The sequence below is a fragment of the Oceaniferula flava genome (assembly GCF_016811075.1).
GTDB classification, from domain to species: Bacteria; Verrucomicrobiota; Verrucomicrobiia; order Verrucomicrobiales; family Akkermansiaceae; genus Oceaniferula; species Oceaniferula flava.
This window is the reverse complement of sequence record NZ_JAFBGL010000001.1, coordinates 89,438-101,756: the sequence shown is the minus strand read 5'-3', so window position 1 is coordinate 101,756 and position 12,319 is coordinate 89,438. Positions and strand designations below refer to the sequence as shown.

Sequence of the window (12,319 nt, the reverse complement as noted above, 5' to 3'; positions counted from 1 at the left end):
CGGGATTTGGATACGAATACCCGCTTACAGCTTGCAGGCATGTTGTCGAGATGGTTTGATCATCGGCAAGCAACATCCGCCTCATGAGTAAGAACATTGAAATCCTAGGAAAAGAACACATTCCCAGCGAGGGAGCCCTCGTCATCCCCGGTCGCCTGGATTTCCACGAAATGCTCCACCTGGAGCAAATTTTTGCCGGCAGAGCGATTACTTGGATTTGTGAAGAAAATGTCGTTCTCGATGATGCCATACGCAGCTTTCTCGAGCGCGACGGCATCACTGCAGTCGCCTTCTCTGCGGACGACGCCGCTCCGGAAACGATCGGAGACAATCTCAGAGACAAACTGCAATCCGGCGGCGTGCTGATCTATCTCGCCGGCCAAGTTTGCTCCACCTCGGGCGATTGTTGCCACATCACCGCGCCAATTCTTCGCCAGCTTTGCGCCCTTGGTCTGCCGGTGCTTCCTGTCGCAGTCAGCAAGCCGTCTGAAATTGCCAGCGCCCCGGAGAACACCGCGAAGCTTCCCTCCTCCATCTTTTCCTTCAGACCGGTCATCCCCGGCAATGAGGTCACTCCCGCCACATGGCGCCAGGCACTGCTCGAGGCAGACGAAATTGCCTTTTCCAGCCGATCCTTCCTCAACGGCTCGTTGCCGTTGGCCATTCTCAGTGGACTGAAAAAGCATGGCTCCACCACCAAGCTTTACGATGGCACTGACGACTCGGAGCTCGCCTTCGATCGCATCCTCGCAGCCGCCATTGCCTTTTCCGGTGAGCTGAAGCAGATGACCAAGAAAAAGCGGGTCGGCATCATCCTCCCTCCCGGCAAAGGAGGCATGGTAGCCAACCTCGCGGTGCTCTTCGCTGGCAAGATCCCGGTGAACCTCAATTTCACCGCCAGCCACGCCGCGGTGCAATCGTCGATCCGCCAAGCTGATATCGATAAATTCATCACCGCAGACCCCTTCGTGCGCAAGGTCTCTTCCTTTCCATGGCCACCTAACAGGGACCTGATTTTCATCGAACGCAGTCTGCCCGCTTTGAAGAAGAAGATCATCCGCTGGGTGGTGTTGACGAAAATTTTACCCGTCTCGGTGATTGCTAAGATTCTCGGACTAGGCAACTCCTCCGGCGATGACGAGGCGGTCTTGCTGTTCACCTCAGGCTCTTCCGGAGAGCCGAAAGGCGTGCCGCTTTCCCACCGTAATGTGCTCGCCAATGTCTGCCAGTTCGGCAGCCGAATCTGTCTTGGTCACCACACTAAAATCCTCGGCTGCCTGCCGCTTTTCCACTCGTTTGGTAGCACCGTGACCCTCTGGTATCCATGTATCGAGGGCGTCAACTTGGTCACCTACCCCAGCCCACTGGAAACCAAGCGACTGGCCGAACTGATCGAGATGCACTCTGTGAACATGCTGCTGTCCACCCCAACATTCCTGCGCGGTTACATGCGCCGGGTGAAGGCGGAGCAGCTGCAGTCGCTCGACTACGTGGTCACCGGTGCCGAGAAATTACCCGAGTCCTTGGCCACCGCCTTCAAGGAGAAATTCGGCATTCTACCGCTAGAAGGTTACGGACTAACAGAAACATCTCCCGCCACCAACGTCAACCTCCCCACGCCCGAACAAGAAGGGCAAGCCCCGGTGATCGACAGCAACCGCTTTGGCTCGGTCGGCAAATTCCTTCCCGGCATGGCGGTCAAAATGACGAACCCCGCCACCGGCAAACCTTCACCGATTGATCATCAAGGCACTATCTGGCTGCGCGGGGCGAACATTTTCCCAGGTTACCTCGGCGACGAGAAGAAAACGGCCGAAGTGATCAAAGACGGCTGGTTCAACACCGGAGACATTGGTCGCATTGATGATGATGGATTTCTCTACATCGAAGGCAGGCTCTCCAGGTTTTCAAAAATTGCCGGCGAAATGGTGCCACACGAAACCGTGGAGGCGGCCATCACCAAGGTCTTGGGACTCGACCAGGAAACCGAGCGCAAGATTGCTGTGGTCGGTATCCCTGACGAACAGAAAGGCGAAGCCATTGCCCTGCTTACCACCGTCTGTGGTGATACCTTGGAGCAGGAATGCATCGATCTGCGTTACAAGCTGATGGACCAGGGACTGCCAAGTCTGTGGTGCCCCAAATCGTTTATTCCCACCGACGAAATTCCCATCTTAGCATCCGGAAAACTCGACATCAAAGCCTGCCAACAACTGGCCGAGAGCTAAGTGTCAGAAACGCGTTTGAGCTTCCACCTTTTCGGTTTAGTTTGCCCCTATGAAATCCTTACTTCTCCTCCTACTCGGGGCAGCAAGCCTATGCGCCCAGGTGCCTAACAACTGCCGACAAGCCATCGTCGGTGTTTCCAGTGGTTGGAACTCGTCCCATGTGACACTGCGGGTCTACGAAAAACATGGCAGAGCTTGGCAGCCGGTCGGAGCGCCCTGGCAGGGGCGTTTGGGGAAAAGTGGCTTGGCATGGGGCTACGGCATCCACCCTAACATCCAGTCCAAGGCCCCCGTCAAACGTGAGGGCGACAAGCGCGCACCGGCTGGGATTTTCAAGATTGGCGGTGCCTACGGCTACGCAGGACAAATCCAAAAACACCCGGCGCTAAGTTACCGCAAAGTCAGCCCTCGCGACCTCTGGGTGGAAGACCGTAACTCGCCCTACTACAACCGCCATCTGGTGCTCGATCACTCACCTGCCAGCAGCTGGGAGAAAAAGGCCCAGATGCGCCAGAACGATCACGCACACTCGCTGAAACTCTACATTGCACACAACGACGCCATCCTCGGTGGCAAGCCGATTTCTGGGCGCGGCTCGGCGATCTTTTTCCACATCTGGCGAGGCGGTGGTAGCAAGTCGACCGCTGGCTGCACCACCATGGCAGAAGGTCAGCTGAAGCAGCTGATTGCCCGCATCGATCCCAGCAAGAACCCAGTCTATATCCTGCTGCCGCAGAGCGAATATGTTAGACTTCGTAGTGCTTGGAAGCTTCCATAGGACATCTCACGATCGATACCACCTATGCTTTCCTTTTCAACATGCTGGAACAACGCGCGTCACCCTGAGGGCGAGGACATCATCGATGAGATCCTCGAGCTGGGATTCGATACCATGGAACTCAGCCATGGCATGACGATCAGCAAGCTTCCGGGGATCCAAAAAGCGTATCGCGAAGGGAAGTTCCGCTGCTCCGGCGTGCACAACTACTTCCCGTCTCCGGTGGAGGTGATGATCGATGCGCCGGACGCTTACGAGTTCAGCTCACACCGTGCCTACGATCGCGAACGTGCGCTGGACATGACCTTGAAAACCCTCGAGCTGGCAGCGGAGTTCAAGGCGCACTATGTGGTCATGCACATGGGCTCGGTGCCGATGCCATCGAAAAAATGGACCAAGCGCCTGACAGCCATGGTCAAAGACGGTCAGCAGCTCAGCCCGGAGTATGCCAAGGCAAAGTTAGACTTCGTCAAGAAACGGGAAAAGATCGCCCCTCTCTATTACCATCGCGCGATTGAGGCACTGGAAAAGCTCTCGGAAAAAGCTGCCGAGCTGAAAATCCCACTCGCCGTCGAGTCACGCAGCCGCTTTGAAGACGTGCCCAGCGAAAGCGAAATGGTTTTGCTCCAAGAGCACTTCAAAGACAACCCATGGGTCGGTTATTGGCATGATTTCGGCCACGTGCAGCTGAAGCACAATCTCGGATTGTTAGACCACGACCAATGGCTGAGCAAGATGGCTCCTTATCTCATCGGCTGCCACGTGCACGACGTTTACTGGCCGGAACGCGACCACCGCGTGCCGCTCACAGGAGAACTCGATTTTAAAAAGCTGCTACGCCACATCGATCCCAAAAAGCCCCTGGTCTGGGAGCTCAGCCCGACCCGCAAGACGGAACAGATCAAACAGGCACTGGAAGTCTGGAAAGCAGCTTACCCTGAAACCTTGGAGGGTTAATCGCCGTAGCGAAGGATTGGCATCCTTCGTTGGCGTGAGGTTGATCCACCCGTTAGAACACGAAGCCTGCAAAGGCTTCGCTACGGGATGCTTACAAGCCTAGCGCCGCTTTAACCGCTTCGCGTTTGAGCCGTAGCTCGCGCCACTCGTTGACTAGCCGCGAGGCCTCGATGACGCCGCAGCCAGATGGAATCGCCACCTCTGCTCCTTGCCAATGTAGGCCGCGAATTGCCACGACAGAACGGAACGTGCCGTCTTTGAGTAGACCGAAGGGGGCTCCGAATTGTTCCGGGCACTGCATCCGTTGGCGCCAGTCGGCCAGCATCTGCAAGGTTTGCTCGGTCCGAGGCAGAGGTCCCAACGCGGGCGTGGGGTGCAGGCGCCGGATAAGCTCGTCGACACCGCGCAGGGCGAACAGCTCGACTTCGATCGAAGTGTGGAAATGCACCAGCTGGCCGAGGTCCATGATCGAGCGCTCGGCCCGTGTGACGCTTCCGATATCGGAAAGCTTCGCCACCAAAGTTTGGGCGACAAATTCGTGTTCGCGGATTTCCTTACCATCCACGGCAAAGACCTCGCGCTCATCGGCCTTCGCTGTCCCGGCCAAGGCCATGGTGCTGAGTTGTCGGCCGTCGAGTTCGAAAAGCAATTCGGGTGTCCCCCCACAAAAACCACGTTCACCATCGCTCCAGCCGTAGCTGTAAAATGGTGCTCCGAGCGGTGTCAGGTTCCCCATCAGCGAACATCCGTGCCCCGACTCCAGAGTGCCGTGTTCAGTGGCCACCGGGACCGATTTTTCAATCACACCGCGACCAATCATCTCGTTGATTTCGGCAAAGATGGCGGCAAATCCTTCGGGGTCCAAATCCTGCCAGGTCACCGATGAAGATACTGGCGCCAAGCCGATTTCCTCGAGCGATTCGACCTCGCGGGTTTCGGTCGGCACTTTCCACGGTTCCGGATCCGACAGAGTGAAGTCGTTGCAGTAAAATGCGGTGCCTGCGTCTGGCGCAGCCGCATGGCTGGTAAAAGGACCCAGGCCCACCACATAGGGACCATCGCCCGCTTTTATAAATGCCACCGCTTGATCTTGCACCCCCGCAGTGAACAGTCCGCCGAGACCAGATCCAAGATTATTTTAGCCGTTGAATGAATTTGGTATTTCGTATTTGCAGATTGGAACTTACAAGTCCTCTGTGGGTCGTATTCCTGACGAAACTATCGAGCTCGTTCTCGCCAGCACGGACATCGTGGATCTGGTGAGTTCCTATCTGCCCTTGAAACGGGCCGGCTCCGCGTTCAAAGCGAACTGCCCCTTCCACAACGAGAAGACGCCCTCGTTCACGGTGAACCCCGCTCGGCAATCCTACCATTGTTTTGGCTGTGGTGCGGGAGGCAGCGCCATTGGCTTTGTCATGGAATACGAAAACCTGCCCTTCCCGGACGCGGTTAAAAAACTCGCCACTCGCGCTGGCGTGGTGATTCAAGAAGAGGCCCACGACCCCCAAGCCGATCAACGACGGCGGAGAAAATCCAGGCTGCTGGAGCTGCACAATGGCACCGCCAAGTTCATGCACGAGCAGCTGATGAGTTCGCCAGAGGCCCAGCATGCCCGCGACTACCTAAAATCACGCGGTTACGGCCGCGGCATGGCCGAGCGCTGGCTGGTGGGCTGGATGCCTAACAACCCCAATACCTATCTCGACTGGGCCAGGTCCAGTAAATTCACCGGTCGCGAACTCTGCGATAGCGGTATTGCGATGAAAAAAGATGCCGGAGGGCTCTACGTTCGCTTCCGTGACCGACTGATGTTTCCCATCCACAACGACTACGGCGACATCATCGCCTTTAGTGGTCGGCAGCTGCGCGAAGATCCACGCAGCGGCAAATACATCAACTCTCCGGAGACGCCGCTGTTTAAAAAATCCAAGGTCTTCTTCGCGCTCGACAAAGCCCGGCGCAGCATGACCAAGGACAAATTCGCCCTGCTGTGCGAAGGACAGATCGATGTCATCGCCTGCCACGAAGCTGGCATCACCAGCGCCATCGCCACCCTGGGAACCGCCTGCACCCCGGACCACGCCCGCTTGTTAAAACGCTACACCTCCGATGTGGTGCTCTGTTTTGATTCTGACAACGCCGGATTCAAAGCTGCCGACAAGGCCTTCGCCATCATGTCCGCCGAGGGCATGAACCTGCGCATGGTCGCCATGCCCGAAGGCGAGGACCCGGACTCGCTGATGAAAAGCCAGGGAACCGAAACCTTCCGCAACTTGGTGGATCACTCGCGCGATTATTTCGAAGTCAAACTGGAGCATGAAATCTCCAAACGCGACCTCACCTCGGTCAGGGAGCGCGCGGCGCTCGCCAATGAACTGGCGGTGCTGGTGGCACACGTCGACGACAAGATGACCAAGGACGCGTTGATCAACCAGGTGTCGACTCGCTTGGAGATCGGCGTGGAAGAGCTTCGCAGCGGCGTAGTGCGGGCCGAAAAGCAGAAGGGAAAAACCCAGTTCTATGAAACCCGGCAACAGGCACGGGATGCTCAGGAACAAGACAACCTGCCGAAGGCGCTGCCCACACCGATCAACGGATCTGTTTCCTACCTCTGCCACCTCGCCCTCACCTCACAGGAGGCGCAGGACTGGCTGGGTGAGCAGCTGGAATCGCTCAGTGACCCACTAGCCTCGCTGCCCGGGGGATCGATTCTGCGCCACATCTTAAGTCGCAGTCCAGACCCCACCAAGCCGGCCGCAGTGCAAACCTTCATCGGCTCGATGCGTGAGGAGGACCAACTGGCACTGCGCGGCACCCTTGCCCAAGATGCCCCAGCCAACCCCGTGCGTGCCGCGGAAGAAACCACGGCCATGCTGGTGAGCACCCATTTCCAGAATAAGGAAGCAGCCATCCGCGCTCGCCTGCGCGAACCCAATCTCGCGGCGGAGGAAATGATCCGCCTGATGAACGAGGCTAAGGACCTTCAAGAGATCCTGAAAAACTTACAGCAGAGGTTTATCCGCTAAGAACCGCTCCTGTTAGTTCGATCTGCCGGTGACAAGTCTCAGCCCACAAGCTGTCGGTTGATCGTCTAGCTTCATCGGCAGGTTCTCCCTCGTCAAAGATACCGCTCTGCTGAAAAATCAGCTAACTGGTCTGTGTGACCGGCCACAAAAAAACGGAGCCCGTTCCCGGACTCCGTTCTGTAAAATATCAGGTTGTTACAAACTTAGTTGGTAACAGGCTTGGTGAGCACCACTTGGTCACCAGGCTGAACCACCATTCCTGGGCTCATGCTCTTGTAATCAATGTCAGCGATGATGCGGCTGCCTTCGACAGCGTTGATTTTCAGAGTGCCGATGAAGCTAGCACCACGCTTGATGGTCAGCTTGGAAGTGGCATCCACAGGCATGTTGCTTGGCACGCTCACAGTGACGAAACCCCAGTCGTGATTGACAGCAGTGATGCTGCCTTGAGCGGAGTTCCCGCTGATGCGGCGAGCGCGCTTGGTGATGCGGCTGTTGAGGTTCTGAATGGACTCTTGGCTGCTAGCGACGCGCTTCTGAGCGACTTCCACGTTGGTTTCAAGCTCTTCGAGAGTCTTGTTAGCTTGCTTCAGATCGTCTTCAAGTTTCTGCACGAGACCGGGAACTTGGTCGAGCTCGATGTCTTCACCCAGCTTGGAGAACTCTTTCTTAATCTTGGCGATGACGCTTTCGACTTCGGTGATTTTTTCCTTCTGACCAGCAATTTTGCTGCTCCATGAAGCGGCTTCTTTCTTAGCAAGTTTCTCGTTGCTGACAGCGTTGTCACGGTTGGCGATGGCTTCAGCGAGGGCTTTCTTCGCGTTGTCGCGCTCCTGCACCATGGTATCAGCTTCTTTCTTGGTCTTCTTGATCGAAGACTTACGAGCTTCGTTCTGGGAGTCCAGTTCTTCACGCTCAGTTTTCAGCGTTTGGAACTTGCTCATGCTATCGTAGGAGAACCATGCGCCGGCTGCGATGGCGACGATGGCGAGGACATAAAGGATGGCTTTCATAATCTATAAAGTAGGTGTGATGTGAAAAATGTGAATCGTATTGGGCTTTTCCAATTTTACTGGTCGGTGGAAGCCGTTGTGGTTTCACGCTCGGCCACGACGGTATCGCCAGCTTGGAGAGTGGTGCCTTCGGCTACGGAGTCGAGCACGATGTCAGCGGACGCACGGCCAGCTTCCACAGCAGTCACCTTGAGCTTGCCGATCACCTCACCGCCACGAATGACATCGAGGGTAGAGCCGCTTACAACACCTTCGCTATCGCCAGCGGAGAGAATCACGAATCCCCAGTTGCGGTAGACAGAGCTGATGCTTGTGCGCAGGGATGGGAAGGATTTTCCGGTGCTCTGCAGATCGATCAGTTTACGAGTAGCTGCGATTCTTGACTGAGCATTTTTGTCGGTTTGCAGCAAGTTGGCCAGAGTAGCTTCCTTGGTAGCGATTTCGCTGGTAGCTGCAGTGAGGTCATTGCTCATGCGAGTGATCTTAGGAACGAGTTCCTTGGGATCAGGAAGACCTTTGAGAACGTCGTCCATGTTGGCGATTTCTTTTTCGTTAGATGCATGCTCGGATTTGAGCGCATCGACTTTTTTCTTCGCCTCCTCGTAACGAGCGGTGATGGTTTCGAGCTCTTTCTCGACGCCAACCGTCTCTTTTTGTTTCTCATCACGAACGGCGGTGGCATCGGTCAGGCGAGTTTGTTCGCCTTCGAGATCAGCCGTCGTTGACTTGGCCAATTTTTCGGCCCGAGCTTTAGTTTCGAGTTCAGCTTGTTTAGCTTCTTTGTTCTTAAACGCAACAAACGCTGCGACAGCTAGCAGGACTGCTGCGATGGTTCCAAATACTTTTGACATAGGTGTAGGTTAGGTGTGTTGAGATCGTGGGTTTTCGGTGTATGAAAGTTAACCTAGTGCCACCGAGGGGCAGACGGCAACGCAAAAATTGAGCAATTTCACTCAATTTTACTCTTGCCAATCGTTCGCTTTACAAGGTGGCAATCGCAGCCTTAGTAAAGGGCACCCGCACGAAGGCTCGTGCAGGCCTCTATTATGAAGACTATCCTGCGTATTTTCTCTTATCTCGGCAAGTATCCGAAGCTCGCATCCGCGCAGTTGGTCTGTGCCATTTTGATGACTCTCATGCTCCTGGCATTCCCAATGATGACGGGTCGAGTCAAACGTGAGGTCATCGACAATGGAGAAATCGGATCCCTGCTCCCCTTCATGATCGTGGTGGTGGTGGCATTTTTCGCCCGTGATTTTTTCAACTTCCTACGCATCCTAATCAACAACACCTTCGAGCAAAAAGCGGTCTATGATCTGCGATCCCAACTCTACAATAAACTGCAACGTCTGCGGCTAAAGTGGTTCGATGAACGCCGCACTGGGGATATCATGACTCGAGTGGCCGAGGATGTGCCACAGATGGAGCGAGTGCTGATCGATGGGATCGAACAGGGACTGATCGCCGTGTTACAAATTCTCATCGTGACGATCTTCCTGATGACGCGGTCGCCTATCTTGGCCATTTCCGCCCTGGCTCCCATCCCCCTGTTAATCATCGGGGCCTGGCTTTACACCCGGCATGCAGCCACGCGCTATCGCATCGTTCGCAAGGCCACGGGGGAAATGAATGCCATGCTGCATGACAACATCGCCGGCATCCGCCAGATCAAATCCTACGCGGCTGAGGACGAGGAGCACAAGAGCTTCAACGAAACCTCCGGTCGTGTGCGCGATGCTAACCTCACCGTCATGAAAGCCTGGGCGCTTTACTCCCCCAGCATGAGCTTCTTCAACTCCATCGGCTACACCTTGGTGCTGGGTGTGGGAGCTTGGGAAATCCACAACGGACGCATGGGCTCTGATGTGTTGCTGGAGTTCTTCACCATCATCTGGGCGCTGTATGATCCGATCACCCGACTGCACCAGCTGAACCAGATGACCCAATCATCACGAGCCGCCGCCGAGCGGGTGTTCACCATTTTGGACGAAGACGACGAAGTGCACGCTACCGATGGCAACCCGCTGCCCCAACCGCTGCGTGGACACGTCAAAATCACCGACCTCAACTTTTCTTACAGTGACGAACGCACTCTCCATGGTGTATCGTTGGAAGCCAAGCCGGGGCAGACAATTGCCCTGGTGGGTTCCACCGGCGCGGGGAAATCCACCATCGTCAACTTGCTTTGCCGCTTTTACGAATACGATGAAGGCTCGATCACAATTGATGGCGTGGAGCTGAACCAGACCAACAAAGCCTCCTTGCGCTCGGCCATTGGCTACGTCACCCAGGATCCGTTTTTATTCAATGGCCCGGTGCGGGAAAACCTCTACCTCGCCCAGCGCGATGCCAGCGACGAGGCGATGTGGCAGGCACTGGCCGCCGCGAATGCCGATGGCTTTGTGCGCGCACTTCCGGAAGGATTGGACACCGTGGTGGGTGAGCGCGGGGTGAAACTCTCCGGAGGTGAGAGACAGCGCTTATCGATTGCTCGCGCCTTGCTGAAGAACCCGCCCATCCTGCTGCTCGACGAAGCTACTGCCTCGGTTGACAGCCAAACCGAGCTCCTCATCCAACAGGCACTGGATCGTCTGATGGAAAACCGCACCGCCTTCGTCATTGCCCACCGCCTTTCCACCATCCGCAATGCCGATGTGATTCACGTCTTGGACAAGGGTCGCGTCATCGAAAGTGGCACGCACCACGAACTGCTGGCGCTGGGTGGCAAATACGCCGAACTCTCCAAGCAGGCATTTCTCGCGGAATAAGCATTCCCCAAACGCTCAATGGCGGTGGGCTCCAGGCGACTAGTGTCGCTCGCGGGCTCTCCGCTTTTTTATAACTCTGTATTATTGCCGTTGAGCTGCTCAAGGGATCTGAGCAGTCCTGTGCAAGAATCTCAAGTCAGGTCAATCGCTACCCTCTCGAGGAAAAAGTGACTCCTGCGCCGAAGTTCAGTTTCCCAATTTCATGTAAGCGACATGACCTGATTCCCACCGCTCATTGGGCCACAAAAGGGCCACAAAAAAACGGCGGCCACCGAAGTGAACCGCCGTTTTGAAGTTGTTGTTGGGTCGATTAACGTGAGTAAAGTTCGACCACCAGCTGAACGTTGACTTGGGCGTCCATGTCGTCGTTCTCAGGAGTGCGGGTAATGGTGCCCTCCATCTTGGTGCGGTCAAGCTCGAGCCAGTCTTTCAGTGGCACAGCTTGGGTGAGGTCCATGTAACGGAGGCCGAGCTGCTGTGAGCTGGCTTTGTCCTGCACGGAGATCACGTCACCAGGTTTGCACTGGTAGCTAGGGATGTCCACGCGCTTGCCGTTGACTTGGATGTGACCGTGGTTCACGAGCTGACGAGCAGCGGAACGGGTGTTGCCAAGGCCGAGGCGGTAGCAAACGTTGTCGAGACGCAGTTCCAAGATCTGGAGAAGAAGGTCACCGGTAATACCGCGGCGACGGCTTGCTTCTGCGTAGTATGCGCGGAATTGCTTTTCGAGAACGCCGTATTGGAAACGGAGTTTCTGCTTCTCACCGAGAGCGACTGCGTAGTCGGACTTCTTGCGGCGACCAGCGCGAACGCCGTGTTGACCGGGAGGGAAGTTACGACGTTCGAGAGCTTTGGAAGGTCCGAAGAGGGCGACGCCGAAGCGGCGGCTGATTTTGTCTTTTGGGCCAGTGTAACGAGCCATAATATAAAAGTAGTTAGAGAGTGAATAAAATGTGCTGAATTACACGCGACGTGCTTTCTTAGGGCGGCAGCCGTTGTGGGGGATCGGAGTCACGTCCTTGATGGCAGTGATGCTGATTCCGAGACCTTGCACGGCACGAACAGCGGACTCACGTCCGGAACCTGGGCCTTTGACACGAACTTCGGCTTCTTTGAAACCGTGGCTCATTGCTTGGCGGCATGCGTCCTGAGACACAACCTGGGCGGCATAAGCGGTGCTCTTACGAGATCCCTTGAAGCCCATTTTACCAGCACTTGACCATCCGATGGCGTTACCAGAGTAATCGGTGACGCTGACCAGGGTGTTGTTGAAAGTAGCAGTGATGTGAACGATACCGGAGGTGACGTTCTTGCTTTTCTTCGCTTTGTGAATGCGAACAGCTTCTTCGTCTTCACCGATGAGTTCGGCGAAGATGTCGCGCTTTTTCTCAGGAGCTTTAGGTGCTTCCTCGGCAACGGCTTCTTCAGTAGCGGCTGGAGTTTCAGCAGCAGCTTCTTCAGTCACAGGAGTGGCTTCCTCTTTAGGAGCCTCGGCAGCTGGTGTTTCGGCTGCGTCGTCTTTGATTTCTTCTTCAGACATAATGATAAA

General features: G+C 55.8%; 10 protein-coding genes. 5 read left to right on the top strand and 5 right to left on the bottom strand.

All coding sequences use genetic code 11. From position 1 onward, the window contains the following. Positions 1-83 precede the first annotated feature (83 nt). Genes JO972_RS00450 through JO972_RS00440 form a run of 3 tightly spaced genes read left to right on the top strand, consistent with a single transcriptional unit; the run spans position 84 to position 3,963 of the window. Complete coding sequence (locus JO972_RS00450; RefSeq protein ID WP_309488016.1) at positions 84-2,228, top strand: AMP-binding protein; 2,145 nt, start codon at positions 84-86, stop codon at positions 2,226-2,228. 49 nt (positions 2,229-2,277) lie between these two features. Then, the gene (locus tag JO972_RS00445) at positions 2,278-3,006 is read left to right on the top strand and encodes a L,D-transpeptidase family protein (RefSeq protein ID WP_309488015.1); all 729 of its coding nucleotides are present in this window, start codon (positions 2,278-2,280) and stop codon (positions 3,004-3,006) included. A gap of 24 nt (positions 3,007-3,030) precedes the next feature. Beyond that, positions 3,031-3,963: a sugar phosphate isomerase/epimerase family protein gene (locus JO972_RS00440; RefSeq protein WP_309488014.1), complete on the top strand. Its 933-nt coding sequence runs from the start codon at positions 3,031-3,033 to the stop codon at positions 3,961-3,963. Positions 3,964-4,054: 91 nt separating this feature from the next. On the opposite strand, the gene JO972_RS00435 is transcribed toward JO972_RS00440, so the two are convergent. After that, positions 4,055-5,044 (bottom strand): chorismate-binding protein, encoded by a 990-nt coding sequence (locus JO972_RS00435; protein ID WP_309488013.1) that lies wholly within the window; start codon positions 5,042-5,044, stop codon positions 4,055-4,057. Between the two features lie 88 nt (positions 5,045-5,132). Here JO972_RS00435 and dnaG point away from each other — a divergent pair, with 88 nt between their 5' ends. Next, the gene (gene dnaG, locus JO972_RS00430) at positions 5,133-6,989 is read left to right on the top strand and encodes a DNA primase (RefSeq protein ID WP_309488012.1); all 1,857 of its coding nucleotides are present in this window, start codon (positions 5,133-5,135) and stop codon (positions 6,987-6,989) included. A gap of 203 nt (positions 6,990-7,192) precedes the next feature. Here dnaG and JO972_RS00425 read toward each other — a convergent pair whose 3' ends face one another. Both JO972_RS00425 and JO972_RS00420 read right to left on the bottom strand, forming a co-directional pair. Then, a complete protein-coding gene (locus tag JO972_RS00425) occupies positions 7,193-8,002 on the bottom strand; it encodes a hypothetical protein (RefSeq protein ID WP_309488011.1) in 810 nt (269 codons plus the stop codon). 56 nt (positions 8,003-8,058) lie between these two features. After that, positions 8,059-8,853, bottom strand: coding sequence for a hypothetical protein (locus tag JO972_RS00420; RefSeq protein WP_309488010.1), 795 nt, complete (start codon positions 8,851-8,853; stop codon positions 8,059-8,061). 195 nt (positions 8,854-9,048) lie between these two features. On the opposite strand from JO972_RS00420, the gene JO972_RS00415 reads away from it, so the two are divergent. Further along, positions 9,049-10,770 (top strand): ABC transporter ATP-binding protein, encoded by a 1,722-nt coding sequence (locus JO972_RS00415; protein ID WP_309488009.1) that lies wholly within the window; start codon positions 9,049-9,051, stop codon positions 10,768-10,770. A gap of 310 nt (positions 10,771-11,080) precedes the next feature. Here the strand turns inward: JO972_RS00415 and rpsD are convergent, their stop codons facing one another. Next, complete coding sequence (rpsD, locus tag JO972_RS00410) at positions 11,081-11,692, bottom strand: 30S ribosomal protein S4 (protein ID WP_309488008.1); 612 nt, start codon at positions 11,690-11,692, stop codon at positions 11,081-11,083. Between the two features lie 39 nt (positions 11,693-11,731). Then, positions 11,732-12,310 (bottom strand): 30S ribosomal protein S11, encoded by a 579-nt coding sequence (gene rpsK / locus JO972_RS00405; protein WP_343221505.1) that lies wholly within the window; start codon positions 12,308-12,310, stop codon positions 11,732-11,734. Positions 12,311-12,319: the final 9 nt, after the last annotated feature.